The 17,746-nt window shown below is 52.5% G+C and carries 13 protein-coding genes; 6 read left to right on the top strand and 7 right to left on the bottom strand.

From position 1 onward, the window contains the following. Positions 1–463, top strand: a 463-nt coding sequence (locus tag ACT3RQ_RS14120) for a ferritin-like domain-containing protein (protein ID WP_444680703.1), incomplete at its 5' end; no start/stop codon positions are given. Positions 464–595: 132 nt separating this feature from the next. Here ACT3RQ_RS14120 and ACT3RQ_RS14115 read toward each other — a convergent pair. Then, positions 596–2,638, bottom strand: coding sequence for a CocE/NonD family hydrolase (locus ACT3RQ_RS14115; RefSeq protein ID WP_444680702.1), 2,043 nt, complete (start codon positions 2,636–2,638; stop codon positions 596–598). An 11-nt stretch (positions 2,639–2,649) separates the two neighbouring features. Further along, the gene (locus ACT3RQ_RS14110; protein ID WP_444680701.1) at positions 2,650–3,945 is read right to left on the bottom strand and encodes an ATP-grasp domain-containing protein; all 1,296 of its coding nucleotides are present in this window, start codon (positions 3,943–3,945) and stop codon (positions 2,650–2,652) included. Between the two features lie 444 nt (positions 3,946–4,389). Between ACT3RQ_RS14110 and ACT3RQ_RS14105 the strand changes: the two genes are divergently transcribed. Next, the gene (locus ACT3RQ_RS14105; RefSeq protein ID WP_444680700.1) at positions 4,390–5,199 is read left to right on the top strand and encodes a Crp/Fnr family transcriptional regulator; all 810 of its coding nucleotides are present in this window, start codon (positions 4,390–4,392) and stop codon (positions 5,197–5,199) included. 22 nt (positions 5,200–5,221) lie between these two features. Here ACT3RQ_RS14105 and ACT3RQ_RS14100 read toward each other — a convergent pair whose 3' ends face one another. Next, positions 5,222–5,506 (bottom strand): hypothetical protein, encoded by a 285-nt coding sequence (locus tag ACT3RQ_RS14100; RefSeq protein ID WP_444680699.1) that lies wholly within the window; start codon positions 5,504–5,506, stop codon positions 5,222–5,224. Between the two features lie 340 nt (positions 5,507–5,846). Here ACT3RQ_RS14100 and thpD point away from each other — a divergent pair, with 340 nt between their 5' ends. Then, the gene (gene thpD, locus ACT3RQ_RS14095; protein ID WP_444680698.1) at positions 5,847–6,830 is read left to right on the top strand and encodes an ectoine hydroxylase; all 984 of its coding nucleotides are present in this window, start codon (positions 5,847–5,849) and stop codon (positions 6,828–6,830) included. 116 nt (positions 6,831–6,946) lie between these two features. Beyond that, positions 6,947–7,612, top strand: a complete 666-nt coding sequence (locus ACT3RQ_RS14090) for a fumarylacetoacetate hydrolase family protein (RefSeq protein ID WP_444680697.1) — start codon at positions 6,947–6,949, stop codon at positions 7,610–7,612. A gap of 94 nt (positions 7,613–7,706) precedes the next feature. On the opposite strand, the gene speA is transcribed toward ACT3RQ_RS14090, so the two are convergent. Next, a complete protein-coding gene (gene speA / locus ACT3RQ_RS14085; protein WP_444680696.1) occupies positions 7,707–9,620 on the bottom strand; it encodes a biosynthetic arginine decarboxylase in 1,914 nt (637 codons plus the stop codon). Beyond that, on the bottom strand, positions 9,617–10,576 hold the full coding sequence (locus ACT3RQ_RS14080; RefSeq protein WP_193053323.1) for a homoserine kinase: 960 nt from the start codon (positions 10,574–10,576) through the stop codon (positions 9,617–9,619). Before ACT3RQ_RS14080 ends, speA begins: the two co-directional genes overlap by 4 nt. Before the next feature lie 163 nt (positions 10,577–10,739). Here ACT3RQ_RS14080 and polA point away from each other — a divergent pair, with 163 nt between their 5' ends. Beyond that, complete coding sequence (gene polA / locus ACT3RQ_RS14075) at positions 10,740–13,514, top strand: DNA polymerase I (RefSeq protein ID WP_444680695.1); 2,775 nt, start codon at positions 10,740–10,742, stop codon at positions 13,512–13,514. A gap of 68 nt (positions 13,515–13,582) precedes the next feature. On the opposite strand, the gene ACT3RQ_RS14070 is transcribed toward polA, so the two are convergent. After that, positions 13,583–14,608, bottom strand: a complete 1,026-nt coding sequence (locus ACT3RQ_RS14070; protein ID WP_444680694.1) for a Fe(3+) ABC transporter substrate-binding protein — start codon at positions 14,606–14,608, stop codon at positions 13,583–13,585. 236 nt (positions 14,609–14,844) lie between these two features. On the opposite strand from ACT3RQ_RS14070, the gene ACT3RQ_RS14065 reads away from it, so the two are divergent. After that, positions 14,845–15,945 carry an ABC transporter ATP-binding protein gene (locus tag ACT3RQ_RS14065; RefSeq protein ID WP_444631184.1) on the top strand — a complete coding sequence of 367 codons (1,101 nt, stop codon included), beginning with the start codon at positions 14,845–14,847 and terminating at the stop codon, positions 15,943–15,945. A 6-nt stretch (positions 15,946–15,951) separates the two neighbouring features. Here ACT3RQ_RS14065 and ACT3RQ_RS14060 read toward each other — a convergent pair whose 3' ends face one another. Further along, positions 15,952–17,652: an ABC transporter permease gene (locus ACT3RQ_RS14060; protein WP_444680693.1), complete on the bottom strand. Its 1,701-nt coding sequence runs from the start codon at positions 17,650–17,652 to the stop codon at positions 15,952–15,954. Positions 17,653–17,746: the final 94 nt, after the last annotated feature.

Below are 17,746 nucleotides of genomic sequence, written 5' to 3'. Positions count from 1 at the left end.
TGCTATGGAAAAGCAAGCTGAGGAAATGCTGGAAAAGCAGGCAGAACGATTAGTTGATTACCCTGAGCTTAAGGCGCGTATTGAGCAGCACTTAAATGAGACCCGCCATCAGTCGGATCGCTTGGAGCAGGCCATGGCTGGTTTGGATATTGATACCTCAGCCCTCAAGGATCTGGGCGGTAAGATAACCGCCTTTGGCCAAGCGCTTGGCGGCATGATGATGGGCGATGAAGTCATGAAAGGAAGTATCGCCTGTTACGCTTTTGAGCACTTTGAAATCGCCAACTATAAAGCTTTGATTCAGGCTGCGGGAAGCGCGGGCCATACGGGCGTCGCTCAAGTATGCAAAGAGATCCTTCAGGAAGAGATTGCCATGGCGGATTGGCTGGCGGATCATCTGGAGTCTACGACCACACAATTTTTGCATCGTGCTGATGACGATGACCAGCGCGCTAAACGTTAAGCGCTATCTATCGAAATTCGTCTAACCTGCTACTTTTTAATGCACAAAAAAGCCGCCTAATGCATGTAGGCGGCTTTGCTCGGTTGGGGAAGGTGGTTTGTTAATCCCCACCTTCTTTCCATGTCAACTTTTCTACAGCAGGTCGCGTGGAATTGTAGACTCCCAGTTTTTGGAAAATACCCGATACTGCCCTTCATAAGCATCCATCTGGGCATGAATAATAAAGTCCGTTTCAGTGCAGCTCAGCACTGTCCGGGTATACACTTCTGTATGCCAGTCATCCCGCTGAAACGAGCTTTCCGTCATCGTTTCGCCACGTGCTGACGTAAAATCATTCCCTACCGTGGTGTAATATTCGCGGGCGCACCGATGAACCTCGGTACCGGTATCGTTAATGCGAAAGCACCCTTGGTCATTGATGACTTCCAGCGTTGAATCTTTGGCCGCCAGATCTTGATGCAGCAACCAATTATGCTTGCTGGGTGCCAAGTGAGAGATCTCAAGAGGCGGTGCCGACTGGGGCGCTCCAAAATGCGTTAAGCCATCCCCATGATGGTCTGCGGTACGCACCGGTAGTTTAAGTACGCACTGACTAAAGGTCATATCCACTTGGGCAGGTTTGGGAGGGAGCCAGGCAAGGGGCCAGTAAGAGGTTGAAATAGAAAGCCGTAATTGGTGTCCTGCGGGGAATTTTTGGGCAATACCGTTCATCTCTATCGTCACCCGGTAGGTGCGATGCGGTTCAAGCGGCGTTGGCTCTGCATTGCTATCACGGTGGGTAAGGTTTAACAGGCCATAGGTGACGCGAGTCGCTTTCCCATCCGGCGCGACATCAGAAAGCCTGACGGCCAACATGGCCTGCGGCTGATTGCTGGAAACTTCCAACTCTAAAGAAGGCGTGCCAAAGATATTTAACGACTCGGTTAATGCATCTGTACTAAAAACAAGCGAGCCGCCGTCTTCTTCGCGCTGGTCGCCGGGTAAGTCCGGTGTTGCAGCGTAGGAGCACCATTTGCCGGCTGACAAGCCAACGCTTAACGGCGACTGTAGCCCCATCGTGACAGGATCAACGTTAGGTTCAGACATACCAACTGAGCAGGTTTGGGGAGTAAGCCGGTAAGGCGACAAGACAAAACACTGCTCTTGCAAATTACTCGATGGCCACTCGGACTCTGTTAACCAGCGGCCGGGCCTGTCTTCGTAAGCGTTGTCAGGTGGTACGCTATCCTGCTCCCAGGCACGCAGCATGGGTTCATCCATAATGCCGTTATCATCACCTTTCAGCCAATAATCCCACCAGCGCAGTGCTTCTTGTAAAAAACCAATGGCGGGCCCGGGTATCCCCTGGTGAGGGTACTTATGACCCCAGGGGCCAATTAAACCTTTACGTGGAACATCAAGATGCTCCATTAATCTGAAGACGGTATTGGTAAAACCATCGGCCCAACCACCAATCGCATAAACCGGACACCGAATAGCATCATAATTTTCACACACTGAGCTGGTGGTCCAGTACGCATCCCTGCGCTGATGGCGAAGCCACTTGTCTATCCAAAGGCCGCTGTCTTCCATGCGTTCATGCCACATGTCCCGCCAGCGGTCGCCCACTATCAAAGGATCCGGGGGCAGGGCGTTAAACGCTAGCATTACGGTCGCTTCCGACAAATTGTCTCCCAGTAGGCAGCCACCCATGTAGTGCATATTGTCGGCATACAGGTCGTCGCTTGAACAGAGGCTAATAATGGCTTTAAGAGCAGGCGGCTGTTTAGCAGCGACTTGCAGGCTATTAAAGCCGCCCCAGGAAATACCCATCATGCCGACATTACCGTCGCACCAGGCCTGGTGGGCAATCCACTCGATCGCATCCACCGCATCAAGCTGCTCTTGCTGGGTGTACTCATCCGTTAATACACCATCAGAGTCACCGCTACCGCGCATATCCACACGAACACACACATAGCCATGACCAGCAAGGTAAGGGTGGTTGGAGGCATCGCGGCCTCGCGTAATATCGCGCTTGCGGTAAGGGATGTACTCCATAATCGCGGGAAGAGGCGACGCCAGGCTTGCCTCGGGGAGCCAGATACGCGCGGCCAACTGCTTGCCATCACGCATAGGAATAAAGACGTTTTCTATCTCGCGGACGTTATAAGGAAAGTCATTGATAACTTCCATGCTACCTCCTTTTAAAGATCCACTTTTTCGATCTCAAAATCTAAAAAATCCAAACAAAATTTATAGTTTTCTTCGATCTCCTCGTGGTTATTGCCGGTGATGTAAAGCGTGCCTAGTCGATAACAAAAGCTGTCCTGATGCAGTAAATCGCCAAGGCGTTGGCCTGGAGCAACATCAAGGCAGACATCGGTGTGCGGTAAGCGTTGTTGAAGCGCCTGTATATTTTCCTGACTAGGCACCCGCGTCACGATGCCATCCTCATGGGCGTAGGGAATAAAGCATTTTGCCGCCACAGGCGCCACGCCTTGGCGGTTTAATAGTGAAGGACGTTGCCCTAAGGCAATATCGATAGCTACTTCATGGTTGGACATGCCGTCAACCAGGACAAATATCTCGCTATGTGACTGAGAAATACGTGTATTAACTTCAATCAGCCAAAGATTGTCAGTCGCCTCGTCCCACATAAATTCAGCGTTAAAACAGCCATTATCGTAGCCAATATGGGTAAGAAACATTTTGGCCGTTTCTACCATTTTGTGGTGAACATGTTCAGGCAGGTTGCTTGGATACTCCAAGCGGTCAAAAAGTGTTTGTGACCCATCCGATTTAGGCTGGGAGATAATACCGTGCACATTGAACTCGCCCTTAAAAAACGTACCTTCAGGGGCGGCTTGTACACCCTTGACGATCTCTTCAACAATGCAGGAGTTACCATCCAGTGCTTGAATTTCCTCGGGCAGGTCAGCATACGCAAGCGCTTCGTTAAAAGGGTCGCCCAATTGACGAATACCCATGCGTATTTCTTCAATCGCATGGTCAAACTGCGCCTGATTCTCCACCCTAAACCCCAAGTGAGAAGAGAAGGCCTTTACCGGTTTTATCCAAAAGGGAAAGTCGAGGGTTACCTGGTCAATCGGATTATCTTTGAAAGGATCGACACCACAGAAGGCAGGCACCACATCAGGAATCACCTTTTGCTGCTCCAGGCGGCTCCAGAGCTTATGTTCACACGTTAAAACGCTCTTGATAGAAGGAGAAGGAAGGTCATAATGCTGGCAGAGGAGAGGAACGAGTACGCTGGTGGGAAAATCCCACTGCGCGATAATGCCATCTATTGACCCTGAGAAGCTGTCTAGTTTCGCCTTGATCTCTTCAAAAAGCTGATTAAACGATAGCTCTTCAGCCTCAACCGCGGTATCCACACTCAGCAGTTCATGAATATTTAATGCTTTTGCCTCACGCAAGGTCTCCATTGCATGACGCTGCTTATCTTCTAAAGCAATTACAAAAATATTACGTTTCATCATTATTCTCTCCGTGAATAAGGTTGTTCTCCTAATGCCGCATAATTAGCGTAAGACAGCTGGTAGCGTTTATCCTTGATATATGTAATTTATTAAATATCAATCCCTATCTTTATTAGCTAACTTGCGGTTAGCCGATCTTTGTTTATGATCCGGTAAGTTTCAGTTTGTTTGTAAATGTAACGCTTTTTTTCAAGCCTGCATTACCTGAAAAGCGTAAGTCGATGATTGATGATATAAATTAATATGAAAAAGTTAACAATTGTTAATTTTTATCACTTGATAGTTTAGTAATATCCTTTATCCAAGTGGGGCAAATAAATAATTCTTGTTTATCTTTTTTTCGTTGACTATATTTTTTTTGCCTCTTACCTCTTTTAGTTATATAAACTTTTTACCTTTTGACCATCATGTATAGCTTACGTCTAACTACAAAGGAGTGTAGAAATGGATAAGGTAATGGCAGGAAATTACGATATTATGGACAAAAAAAGCTTTGGCTTTAATGGTGGCACTGATGATTTCGACGCCTTGAATTTTGATATAACACTAGAGAATGTTCTGGGGTTGTATGGAGATTTGGGCAGCGACTCTTTAGAAAGCTTGCGGTCAACGCGCAAAAAACCGGTCGAATTAAAGAGAAATCAAAAGATGCTCTCATTATGTGATGGCCGGGCCGATATGTTTCTAGTAAAAGAAGGATGGGCGAGCCTTTGTCATGCCACCGATAAGCGAGGCCAGGATATATGTAATGTATTCATGCCTGGCGATATCATCGGTGTTCGAGAAAGCTTTTTTGACAACCACGATATTACTATACTAGCGCTTACTAACTGTAAGTTTGAAAAAATATCGGTCGAAGATATACATAAACTTTTTAAAACCGATATGGACGTTAGAAAAGCGGTAATGTCCTATATCATGGTCAATGACAATATTACGATTGAACGATTAAGAAGCTGTACGCATCATCGTTCTGAAGAGCGTGTTGCCCATTTTTTATTAGAAATTTATACGCGATTCTGCTTTAAAGGGTTGTTGAAGACCAATATTTACGCATTTCCTATTACCCAAGATGTGGTAGGCGAGCTATTAGGCATTACTAGTGTCCATGTTAGCCGCTGCATGACCGCGCTGGAGCAAAAGAAGTTTATACGTAAAACGAGGAGTAGTATTAAGCTTCTTAATCCGGAGGAAATGGCGGCAGCAACAGGTTTTGATAGTGATTTTATTTATGGTCATGTTCTTATAGAGTAACGCTATGTCCGTATTTGAGTAGCTATATGTTACGGGTTTTTAATGAAAGAGTTACTGATAAATGATCAGTAAATCGTATTCTCTTTTGGTTGGTTTTGTTGAACTGTTGGCGTAGTTGTTTTTTTGGTTTGAATGTTGGTCGTCTAGAATGAAATTGCCACTTTTTAAAGCCCTCTCCAATGGAGAGGGCTGTTGGCATGGCTTGGGTAGCATGAAGCCGCATGGCTGATTTGAGTTGGTGAAGTGTGTTAAAGTTAGTGCTGATAATCCCATAAAGCGTCAATGTGGTGGCAAGGGTGTTTTCCATCGCCACGGTCCAAGTATGAAACCTGGTCAGACATTTAAATAGCGAAAGATGGCTTTTGATAGAGCAATAAGCGATCTTTTTTCTAATTCGTGATAACTCAATATTTGTTATCTTTAGGGTTGGCGTTTTTAGTCAACTTTGGTTGGGTGTTGTAAGTAATTGACGAGTTTGATGAAATCTTAACCCATTAAGAAGGTTGAAACGTTAAAAGTCGCTTAAGCGATGTTGGTTTAATCCACGTTATAAAGGCTGTGTTATGCCTTGCAGAGACGTATAAGTTAGCTACCTTGTTATGGCAATGACATTGATCTGAAATTTAATCATACAAGGAGTGGATTAGATGACAGTCAGCAATCTATCTTTTCATAATGTGACCGCCCATAAGCATTACAGCGAGTTAGCGGATTCGCCCTCTTCGCAACATGCGAAATTTTATGACCCCTATCCATCGCGCTTGGCACAGCCTCCTCAAGCGCTTTGGCAGGCGCGTCAGGACGCCGTTGTGAAAGGGCGCCACTTGGCAGGACCTTTAAGCGAACCTCAACTGGATGAATTTGAACGTAAAGGCTTTTTGTTTATCCCGAATCTGATTAGCGGTAGTGAGCTTGATGAGCTATGTGCTGAGATGCAGGCACTTATGAGTACGGATGCTTACCGCGATAAAGACTTCAGTATTACTGAGCCTGAAAGTAACGAAATTCGTTCACTGTTTGCGGTACACCACCTTTCAGAACGCTTGGGCGCACTGGCCAGAGATGAGCGCGTGGCAGGCGCCGCTCGGCAGGTGATTGGTGATGATCCTTATGTGCATCAGTCACGGATTAACTACAAGCCGGGATTCGCCGGTAAAGGCTTTAACTGGCACTCGGATTTTGAGACCTGGCACGCTGAGGATGGTATGCCCGGCATGCATGCAGTGAGTGCGTCCTTGATCCTGACCGATAATCACGAATTTAATGGCCCGCTGATGCTGATTCCTGGCTCGCACAAGAAGTTTGTGCCCTGCATGGGAGAGACGCCAGTGGATAACCATAAACGTTCGTTGAAAGCGCAGGAAGTGGGTGTGCCAAGCCCAGAGGCTCTCACTGAACTGGTTGCCGAGCACGGTATTGAAGCGCCGAAAGGTAAGGCGGGTGGGCTATTGCTGTTTGATTGCAATACACTGCATGCCTCAAACGCTAACTTGTCGCCAGACCCGCGCAGTAACGTGTTCTTTGTCTTTAACCGCCCCGATAATCGCTGCCGCGAGCCGTATGCGGCCCCGCAGCAGCGTCCGGACTTTCTGGCCCATGACCCAGGCCAAGAGTGGCGAGTCGATAAGTGATTGGGAGGATGAGCGATAACCTCGTATTAGGTTGTGGAACATACACATAGGTAGGGTAAACTGTTGCGTCTGTTGTTAAGAACGCGGCACGTATAATGAGAAGGAGAGTACCCGCCATGCGTCTTGTTCCACAATTTACTGACGGTCAGGCATTTCCCCATGCATTGGGCAAAGTCGTATGTGTTGGCCGCAACTATGCTGATCACGCGAAAGAGCTGGATAATCCCGTTCCCAGCGAGCCGCTGTTATTTATTAAGCCTGCGACGAGTGTCGTGGATATAGAGCAGCCGCTGAGCCCGCCTTTTTCTCAAGGCGATGTACACTACGAAACCGAACTGGCCCTATTAGTTGGGGAAACCCTCACCCACGCGACGCCGGATGAAGCGGAGCGTGCGATTGTGGGTATTGGTTTAGCGCTTGATTTAACGCTACGCGATGTACAAACGAAGCTGAAAGAGAAGGGCCACCCGTGGGAAATCGCCAAGGGTTTTGATGGGTCTTGCCCGCTATCCAGGTTCCTGCCGCTAAGCAGAGTACCCAACTGGAATGCGCTGGCCTTTACGCTGGAGGTTGATGGTGAAGCGCGCCAGCATGGGGAAGGTTCGGATATGATCTTTGCGATTCCCTCGCTGGTCGCGGAAATGAGCCGTCATTTCACGCTTGAGCCGGGCGATGTCATTTTAACCGGCACCCCCGCCGGTGTCGGTGAATTAACTCGAGGCACATCACTGCGCTTAACGCTGACCGGCGGTCTGGAAGTGACAACCTCGGTTACTGAATAAGCCAGCGTTGCATAGTGAAAGCGCCCCTTGGCCGTCCAGGGGGGACGCTTTCTATTGGTGCTGAAAAGTAAGGAAAAAAAGTAAGGCGATAGCGTTACTCTAAATACGTATAGCCTTCCAGCCCTTCGTGCAGGCTTGCCGCAAAGCTTTCCTGCTCTTGCTCTGAGAAACCGCTATTGACAATCTGCTCGGTCAGCTTTTGCATAAGTACCTTGGCGTCAAAGTTGACGTAGGCCAGTACATCGGCAACGGTATCACCCGCCAGCGGGTTGGAAAGCACCCACTCGCCGTGCTCGTTTAATGCGGCGTCAACCGAGTCGGTATCGCCGAACAGGTTATGCAAGTCACCCAGAATTTCTTGATACGCCCCCACCAGGAAAAAGCCTAGCCAGCGCTCATCTTCCGAGGGCCATTCGGGAAGGGGCAGGGTGCTTTCTACACCTTGTCCATCAACATAGCTGTCGATACGGCCGTCTGAATCGCAGGTAATATCTTGAATGACAGCACGGCGCGTTGGGGTTTGATTCAACCCGCTTAATGGCAGCACCGGGAAGATCTGCTCAATGCCCCACACATCAGGCACCGACTGGAACAGCGAGAAGTTAACAAACAGCTTGTCAGCCAGCTTCTCGGCCAGCTCGTCCATAATTTCGCGATGTGCACGATTACGAGTATCCAACTGGCTGCGCAAACGCGCACAGGCGGCCAAATACAGGCGCTCGCCTTCGGCACGGGCATTGATATCGCTCAGCCCCAGCACAAACCTGTCCTGTAACTCGCTTACTGCCTGCAGGAGGTCATGCCAGGCCTCGACCAGCATGCGCGGCTCCTGAGGCGTGGCAAGCTGGTCGAACACGCGCCACAGGGCATCAACCTGTATATCGTCCCGAGCCGCCTTCTCGGGTGGCGTATCATCAATGCGCTCTTCGCCAATCACGTTGGTAATAAGCACCGCATGGTGGGCCGTCAACGCTCGGCCCGATTCGCTGATTAAATGGGGCTGAGGTAGGTTGGACTCTTCGCACAGCTGAGCAAAGGCGCTCACCACATTACGGGCATATTCGCGCATGGAGTAGTTGGCTGAGCAGTAACTGCGTGAGCGGGTGCCTTCATAGTCAATGCCCAGGCCGCCGCCCACATCGACCGTATCAATCGGTGCGCCCAGGGTAATCAGGTTCTGATAAAAGCGGGCACACTCACGCAGGCCACGCTGAATGTCGCGGATATTGGCGATCTGCGAACCCAAGTGGAAGTGCACCAACTGCAGGCTTGCCAAGGCATCCTGGGCGCGCAGCGTTTCCACCACCTCCAGAATTTGGCTGGCAGTTAGGCCGAACTTGGATTTTTCACCGCCGGTGTTCTGCCACTTGCCCTTGCCCACCGAGGCAAGCCGGGCGCGCAGGCCAATACGTGGAGTGACGTCAAGCTCCCGGGCCTCTTCCATAATCATCGCAAGCTCGGAGAGCTTTTCCACGACCAGGTAAACACGGTGGCCAAGCTTCTCGCCCAGCAGGGCAAGGCGCACGTACTCACGGTCCTTGTAACCGTTACACACGATCAGCGATGACCCACCGCCCGAGAGAGCAAGTACGGCAAGAAGTTCGGGCTTACTGCCCGCTTCCAGGCCTACTCGGCCATTACCGCGCTCGGAAGTCGCCAGAATTTCCTCGACCACGCGGCGCTGTTGGTTAACCTTAATGGGGTAAACCGCCGTGTAGCCGCCCTGGTAGTCAATATCACTCATGGCGGCATCAAAGGCGCCGCACAGCTGTTCAACCCGGTCGTGCAGAATATCGCTAAAGCGCACCAGAACAGGCAGGCGTAGGCCCGCCTCCTGCAACTGAATAACCAGCTCACGCAGGGGCAGAGTAGGGCCTTCGGCGTCGCTGCCCAAGGGGCGCACAAGCGCTTGGCCGTGGTCGTCTACATCAAAGTAGCCGCTGCCCCATTGGTCGATATTCCATGTGCGGCGAGCACTTAGCGCTGACCCACTTTGCGTTGCACTCATAAGTCAGCCTCAGGAAGAGGTAAGGCGCCATATGCAATGCGTGCGTTTAAGATGGTATGAAAACGCTCGGGGTCGTGAGGTGTTAAATCGTGAGCCGGTGGGTCAACGTAGACGACCAACAGGCGCGATAACCAATAGCGTAGCGCCGTCATGCGTAGCATTATCGGCCATACGTCACGCTCATCGTGGGTGAGTGGTCGGCGTGCCAAGTAAGCCCCCAGCAAGGCATTATAGCGCTCTGCATTGAGCGTGCCGTCTTCATTTGATGCCCAGTCGTTAATCACGATGGCGAGATCAAACAGCAGGTCACCAGTACAGCCATTATAAAAATCAATGATGCCGCCAAGCTGGTCGCCATCGAACAGCGTATTGTCGCGAAACAGGTCACCATGGATAGCCCCTTGGGGCAGTTTGGCGTACTGACTGAAGGCGCTTTCAAAATCCTCGACTTCGTTTTTCATTAATGCCTGATCATCAGGGCTTAAGTACGCCAATACTTTATGGTGCATGGCCTGTAGCCAGTGCAAGTCGCGGGGGTTCGGGCGATGGCCGGAGAAGTGCTGTGAGATCACATGCAAACGCCCCAGCGTATCCCCAAGCGCCCGGCACTGCGCCAGGTTAGGGGCGACGGGATGACGGCCCGGCATACGCGGAAATAGCAGAGCCGGTTTATCCGCCAGGCTGTGCAGTGCAATGCCATCGCGGTCATGAACCGGGCCTGGCACTGGCAAACGGTGTTCATCCAGGTAGTCCAGCAGGTCGACGAAGAACGGCAGCTCTTCATGTTCACCTTGTTCAAACAGGGTGAGCACCAGTTCTCGGCGCTGCGTGGTAACAAAAAACGTTGAATTTTCGGTGCCGCCCGCGACTCCTTGCAGAGATACAAAGCCACCAACATCAAAGTTGTCTAAAAACGTAGCGACCTGTGCGTCGCTAAGCGGGGTGAATACAGCCATGAAAGTCTCGCCCAGGTTGCTAAGCTGATTATTGTAGCGGCTTGCTGGCTGAGTTGGCAGCGTTGTTAAGCGCTTAAGCGTATTTGTATCCGCCAGTTTATTTCAGCCGCTGGCGCTTAGCGCGTATCATGACCCTATACTTTTTTTGCAATGGATATTGGTTATGGCCCGTGCCCCGATCGTGCTCGTCGATGGTTCCTCGTACTTGTATCGTGCCTTCCACGCGCTGCCGCCGTTAACAACCTCTAATGGCCAACCGACGGGAGCCGTTAAGGGCGTGCTGAACATGCTCAAACGGCTCATAAAGGATTATCCGCAAAGCCCAATGGCGGTGGTGTTTGATGCGCCGGGCAAAACCTTCCGTGATGAGCTCTTTGAAGACTACAAGGCGCATCGCCCACCGATGCCGGATGATTTACGCAGCCAGGTTGCCCTACTGCATGCCTGCGTAAAGGCGCTTGGCTTGCCGCTTTTATGCATTGACGGCGTGGAGGCGGATGACGTGATAGGTACGTTAGCGCACCGTGCCACGCAGGCGGGTCGGGATGCAGTGATCTCCACCGGCGATAAAGATATGGCGCAACTGGTGAATGCGCATATCACGCTGGTTAATACCATGAAAGATGAAACCCTGGATGAGACTGGTGTGGAAGGCAAGTTTGGTTTGCCGCCTGCTCTAATTATCGATTACCTCGCCTTGATGGGCGATAAGGTCGATAACATCCCGGGCGTGCCGGGCGTGGGCGAAAAAACCGCCTTGGGGCTGCTGCAGGGAATGGGCGGCGGGCTGGACACCATTTACGGGGATTTAGAGCGGGTTAAAACGCTCTCGTTTCGTGGGGCCAAAACGTTATCCAAAAAGCTTGAAGAGCACCGTGAGCAGGCCTATCTCTCCTATCAGCTTGCCACCATCAAAGTCGACTGCGATCTGCCGGTTGGGCTGGATAATTTAGATATTGCGCACCCGGATCGCGAACAGCTGGTTGCGCTTTATAAAGAGCTTGAATTCAGGCAGTGGCTGGCTGAACTGCTGGAGGGAAAAGATGAGGGCGTGGATGACGTAAAAGGCGGCGAACCGGTACCTGACGATGCTGAGGAAACCAGTGATGCGCAGTCAGCCAGCCCCCAAGAGCGCCAGGACCATGTCATCGTTGAGCAAAGCGAACTGGACGCTTGGCTCAAGCGCTTAAAAAGCGCCAAGCGGTTCTGTTTTGACTTGGAAACGACCAGCCTGAATTACATGGAAGCCGAAATTGTGGGAATTGGCCTAGCGCTCGACGCCGGTGAAGCGGCCTATATTCCGCTGGCCCACGACTATTTGGATGCTCCCGCTCAGTTGGATAGAGCCAAGGTTTTAGCGGCGCTTAAGCCGCTGCTCGAAGATCAAAAGACCATCAAGATTGGTCAGAACCTCAAGTACGATATTTCCGTATTGGCCAACTACGACATTATCGTTGCCGGAACGCTGGCCGATACCATGCTGGCCTCTTATGTATTGAATTCCACGGCAACGCGCCACGACATGGATTCGCTGGCACTTAAGTACCTGGGCGAGAAAACCACCTCGTTTGAAGAGATCGCTGGTAAAGGCGCCAAGCAGCTGACCTTCAACCAGATAGCGTTAGAGCAGGCAGCACCTTATGCCTGTGAAGATGTGGATATTACCCTGCGCTTGTACGATGTGTTGCGCCCGCAGGTAGACAAAGAGGGGCGCCTGGCCCAGGTGCTGGATCACCTGGAGCTGCCTCTGATCAAGGTGATTTCCCGCATTGAGCGTAACGGCGTGGCGATAGATGCTGAGCGCCTACACGCGCAGAGCCAACAGCTGGATAAGCGCATTCGTGAACTGGAAATTGAAGCGTTTGACCTGGCCGGGCGTGAGTTTAATCTGGGCTCGCCCAAGCAGTTAGGCGAAATTCTGTTTAATGAGCTGAAGATCCCTGTTCTCAAGAAAACACCCAAAGGCGCGCCATCAACGGCCGAAGCGGTGCTTGAGGAGCTGGCGCTGGATTACCCGCTGCCCAAGGTCATCATGGAGCATCGCGGGCTTTCCAAGTTGAAGTCCACCTACACCGATAAGCTGCCGCGCTTGATCAACAAGGCAAATAACCGGGTACACACCAGTTATCACCAGGCGGTCACCGCCACCGGTCGTCTCTCTTCATCGGACCCGAACCTGCAGAACATCCCCATTCGCACCGAAGAGGGGCGCAAGATTCGTCAGGCGTTTATTGCCCGGCCTGGCTATCGCATTGTTGCCGCTGACTACTCGCAAATTGAGCTGCGCATCATGGCGCACCTTTCAGAAGACAAGGGCCTGCTGGAAGCGTTTGCCGAGAATCGCGATATCCACACGGCCACTGCCGCGGAAGTCTTCGGCACCGCGCTGGACAAAGTGTCCAGTGATCAGCGGCGTAGTGCTAAAGCGATTAACTTCGGGCTGATTTACGGTATGAGCGCGTGGGGCCTTGCGCGCCAGCTGCATATCGAGCGCAATCAGGCGCAAACCTATATCGACCGCTACTTTGACCGCTACCCAGGCGTGGCTCGCTATATGGACCGGATTCGCACCCAGGCCGCGGAAGATGGGTTTGTGGAAACCGTGCTGGGGCGCCGCCTGTACCTGCCGGAAATCCACTCGCAAAACCGCAACCGCCGTCAAGGCGCCGAGCGTACCGCGATCAACGCGCCCATGCAGGGCACCGCCGCGGATATCATCAAACAGGCCATGATCGACGTGGACGCTTGGCTTGCAGAGGGCGAGTTCGATGCGCTGATGGTCATGCAAGTACATGATGAACTGGTGTTTGAGGTGAAAGAAGAGCAGGTGGAAGCGTTTATTGGTGAAGTGCAAACGCGTATGCAAGCCGCCGCTGAGCTTAAAGTACCGCTGATTGTTGAAGCCGAAAGCGGTGCCAACTGGGATGAAGCCCACTAAATGTAAACAGTGCTCACATGAAAACGGCCCGCCAAATGGCGGGCCGTTTTGTTTGCGTGGGGGAGGGCTTAGCGCCAGCCGACGCGGTCAAAAATACGAATGGCTTCGGGGTTATTCTCACCCAGCACATTAATATTCAGCTCATCCTTTTTGAAGTCACCCCATGACTCTAATACCGGGTCTTTCTTGACTCCTTCGACGACCGGGAACTCATAGTTACGCTCGGCGAAGATTTCCTGGGCGCCATCAGATGATAAGAATTCCAAGAATTTAATGCCGTTTTCCGGGTTTTGCGCATTGGCTACCAGGCCTGCACCGCCAACGTTAACGTGGGTGCCACGGTCGTTCTGGTTGGGGAAAATTGCTCCCACCTTGCGCGCTGCTTCACGGTCAGACTCGTTGTCGGAATGGAGCATACGAACATAGTAGTAGTGGTTGGCAACGGCCAAGTCACACTCGCCACTGGCGACCCCAAGAATCTGGTCAGTATCACCACCTTCGGGGTTACGTGCCAGGTTGTTAAACACGCCCTGGGCCCACTCTTCGGCACCCTCTTCACCGTGATGCTCAATCATGGAGGCAAGCAGCGACTGGTTATAGATGTTGTTGGAGGAGCGAATGCACAGCTGGCCTTCAAACCGAGGATCGGCTAAATCTTCGTAGCTTTCGATTTGGCTGGGGTCGAAGTTATCGCGGTTATAGAAAATTACCCGTGCACGCTGGCTAAAGCCAAACCATAAATTGTCAGGGTGGCGCATTGACTCCGGCAGACGCTCGCTCAGTACCTCAGAATCCACACTTTGGAACAGGCCATCCTGCTCGGCGCGCCATAAACGGCCCGCATCAACCGTCAGCATGACGTCGGCGGGGCTGGCAATGCCCTCACGCTGCATGCGCTCCATCAGTTGGTCGGAGTCGCCTTCCAGAACGTTCACTTCGATGCCCGTCTCGTCGGTGAACGCTTTATAGAGGATTTCATCCGAATCGTAGTGGCGGGCAGAGTAAATGTTAACCGCATCGGCAAGTGCTGTACTTGATACAGCAGCGCCCGCAAAAATGGCGGCGATAGCGACTGAAAGACGTGTTGTTTTCATATAGTTAGCGTCCTAAATGATTATGAGAATAAGTTGCATTAAGTTTTAATATTGAATACTTTCGCAGTACCCGCGTCAAGGGAAAAAAGAACAAGGTGTTCGTGGTTGTGCAACCCTGCGTGCATATCAAGCGAATGAAAAATACAATGGTGTTGATATTCAACGCAGTCTGCCGAGCAGCACGCCAAAAGTGCTGGCTAAGTGAGACGCTGGTTCAACGAGAACATGGTGACATTATGGCAGTAACCGTATCAGCTCCCGATAACGCCACGCTACAGGCGCTTTCGCTACACGATGTTCACCATACGTATGCGGCAAACCAAGTGGTGAAAGGTGTCTCGTTAGAGATTTCCCCTGGAGAAGTCGTGTGCCTGCTGGGGCCATCGGGATGCGGTAAAACCACGCTATTACGTATTGCCGCGGGGCTGGAAGCCCTTCAACAAGGTAGCGTTAGCCTGGAAGGGCAGGCCGTCGCGTCACCCGGCCAGCGTCACCTTCCGCCGGAAAAGCGTAATGTCGGCCTGGCATTTCAGGACTCGGCGCTTTTCCCTCACTTAAGTGTGCTGGAAAACGTCACCTTTGGGCTCAAACAGATGCCCGCGCGTCAGCGCCGCGAACGCGCGGTCGAGCTGTTGACTCAGTTGGGGATGGCGGATTATATCGATACCTACCCGCACATGCTGTCTGGCGGGCAACAACAGCGCGTCGCCTTGGCCCGGGCGCTTGCGCCAACACCCAAGCTGATGCTGCTCGACGAACCCTTTTCGAGCCTGGATGCACGCCTGCGTGACCGTATTCGCGACGATACGCTGCACGTGTTGAAGAAACTGGGGTCAGCCACGTTACTGGTGACCCACGACCCCGAAGAAGCCATGTTTATGGCTGACCGAATTGCCCTCATGCGCGACGGCCGAATTATTCAAACGGGCACGCCGCGTGAGCTTTACTGCACGCCAGTCGATCCGTTTGTGGTGACCTTTTTTGGTGAAGTAAATGAACTCAGCGGCACGGTTAAGCAGGGCCGTGTGCAGACCCCGGTAGGTGAAATAGATGCCAGCTGGCTGCCCGAAGGCAGTAAGGCACGGATTATGATTCGCCCTGAGGCGCTGCGGCTTCAGGAGCGCGACTTGCCCGCAGCCGCCCACCGCCATAGCCACGTGGTCATGGCAAAACTACTCGGGCGTTCCAGCCTCATTCATTTGTGCGCCCACGGGGCTGATGGCCAGGAGGCGCATCTACATGCCCGCGTGCCTGGCGTCTTTCTGCCCCAGGAGGGCCAGCCAATTGATATCGACTTGGACCACTCTCAGGTGTTTGTTTTTCAGGATGAAGCCTAGGTAGACTTACTGAGCATGGCTGCCGGGCCGAGCCCGGCGCATGGCTAGGCTAAGCAGAATCACCGGCAAGATGCCGACCACCACAATAGCCAGCGACGCGGTGGAGGCCTCAGCCAAGCGCTCATCAGACGCCAGGCTATAAGCACGCACCGCCAGAGTATCGAAGTTAAACGGCCGCAGGATAATCGTCGCGGGCAGCTCCTTCATTACATCCACAAACACGAGAATTCCGGCGGCCAGCAGGCTGCTACGCATCAGCGGCGTATGAATACGGCGCAGCGTGCCACCTGCGGTTTGGCCTAAAGTGCGCGAGGCGGCGTCCATATTGGGGGTCACTTTGCCCAGGCTTGCCTCAACCGCATTAAATGACACGGCCAAAAAGCGCACGACATAGGCATAAATTAAAATAAACGCCGAGCCGCTAAACACCAGGCCGATAATTTTTCCGTAGTGGGCGTGTAGCCACGTATTCAGCGTGCTATCCAGCCAGGCAAAGGGAATCAAGATACCCACCGCCACCACCGAGCCGGGAATGGCATAGCCCATGGCGGCGATTCGGGTAAATAGCCGGGCGCCGGGCGAATTATGTAGCCTGACGCCATAGCTCAACAGCACCGCCAGGCCCACGGCAATCAACGCTGCTACTGTGGCAAGGCTTAAGCTGTTGGTAGCGAAGCGGATAAAGCGCGTGCCCAGCAGGGCGTCGCCCTGCTGAATGGCAAGGTTCAGCAGAATGCCGCTGGGCAATAAAAAACCAATCACAATAGGCAGCAAGCAGGCGAGCGTTGCGCCGAGGGCGCGCCAGCCGTGCAGGCGATACTCAGGCAACTGCTGGTAGCGGTTGGTGGTATGAAAATAGCGCCGCTTCCCGCGCGAGAAGCGCTCCAGCAGCACCAGTACAATCACAAACGTCAGCAAGCAGGCCGCCAGCTGCGCGGCTGCCACGGGTTCGCCCAGCCCAAACCAGGTGCGGTAAATGCCGGTGGTAAAGGTATCTACGCCAAAAAACTGCACCGCGCCAAACTCGTTGAGGGTTTCCATCAGCACCAGCGAAACGCCACCCACCAGGGCGGGGCGCGCCAGCGGTAGGGCAACGCTTGCAAACAGATGCCAGGGGCCACGACCCAGCGTGCGCCCTACATCGAGTACGCATACCGATTGCTCAAGAAAGGAGGCGCGGGCGAGCAAATAAACGTAGGGATACAGCACAAACGTGATCAGCGTCGCGGCGCCGCCTAACGAGCGCACGTTGGGGAAATAGTAGTCGCCGTATTGCCAGTCAAACCACCCGCGCAGCGCACTCTGTAGCGGCCCCGCCACCTGCAAAAAATCCGTGTAAGCGTAGGCGATGACATAGGTCGGCACCGCCAGCGGTAATAAAAGTGCCCACTCGAAGATTCGTTTGCCCGGGAAGCGACACATCACCACCAGCCAGGCGCTACCGGCGCCCAGGATTAACGTGCCCAGCCCCACCCAGAGCACGAGCCAAAAGGTATTCGACAGATAGCGGCTCAACACGGTGCTCGCCAAGTGCTGCCAGACGCCTTCCGTCGGCACAAAGATATAGCTCAAGACAACTAGAATCGGCAGTGCCACCGTCAGCGCAATCAAGAACAACGCACATGACCAGGGTGTGAGTGATAGCCTAAAGCGGGATATACCGTCAGCGAGTAGCGCCAATCGTGAACGGCGAGCGGGAATGGGCACGTCGTTGTCTCCTAAGACGAGGCTGGCAGGCTGACTCGTCAATGCGAAAAAATAACAGCTGTAAATGGTATCACTTGAGTGAAGGAGTGTGGCT

It is taken from the genome of Halomonas sp. AOP43-D1-4, assembly GCF_052446175.1.
GTDB lineage: Bacteria > Pseudomonadota > Gammaproteobacteria > Pseudomonadales > Halomonadaceae > Vreelandella > Vreelandella citrativorans.
The sequence above is the reverse complement of the archived record's forward strand: the minus strand, read 5'-3'. Positions and strand labels throughout refer to the sequence as shown.

Bases quoted from the DNA above. Each gene is read 5' to 3' on its own strand.
- ACT3RQ_RS14115 (WP_444680702.1), bottom strand. From the start codon at position 2,638: ATGGAAGTTATCAATGACTTTCCTTATAACGTCCGCGAGATAGAAAAC.
- ACT3RQ_RS14110 (WP_444680701.1), bottom strand. From the start codon at position 3,945: ATGATGAAACGTAATATTTTTGTAATTGCTTTAGAAGATAAGCAGCGT.
- ACT3RQ_RS14105 (WP_444680700.1), top strand. From the start codon at position 4,390: ATGGATAAGGTAATGGCAGGAAATTACGATATTATGGACAAAAAAAGC.
- ACT3RQ_RS14100 (WP_444680699.1), bottom strand. From the start codon at position 5,506: ATGGAAAACACCCTTGCCACCACATTGACGCTTTATGGGATTATCAGC.
- thpD (WP_444680698.1), top strand. From the start codon at position 5,847: ATGACAGTCAGCAATCTATCTTTTCATAATGTGACCGCCCATAAGCAT.
- ACT3RQ_RS14090 (WP_444680697.1), top strand. From the start codon at position 6,947: ATGCGTCTTGTTCCACAATTTACTGACGGTCAGGCATTTCCCCATGCA.
- speA (WP_444680696.1), bottom strand. From the start codon at position 9,620: ATGAGTGCAACGCAAAGTGGGTCAGCGCTAAGTGCTCGCCGCACATGG.
- ACT3RQ_RS14080 (WP_193053323.1), bottom strand. From the start codon at position 10,576: ATGGCTGTATTCACCCCGCTTAGCGACGCACAGGTCGCTACGTTTTTA.
- polA (WP_444680695.1), top strand. From the start codon at position 10,740: ATGGCCCGTGCCCCGATCGTGCTCGTCGATGGTTCCTCGTACTTGTAT.
- ACT3RQ_RS14070 (WP_444680694.1), bottom strand. From the start codon at position 14,608: ATGAAAACAACACGTCTTTCAGTCGCTATCGCCGCCATTTTTGCGGGC.
- ACT3RQ_RS14065 (WP_444631184.1), top strand. From the start codon at position 14,845: ATGGCAGTAACCGTATCAGCTCCCGATAACGCCACGCTACAGGCGCTT.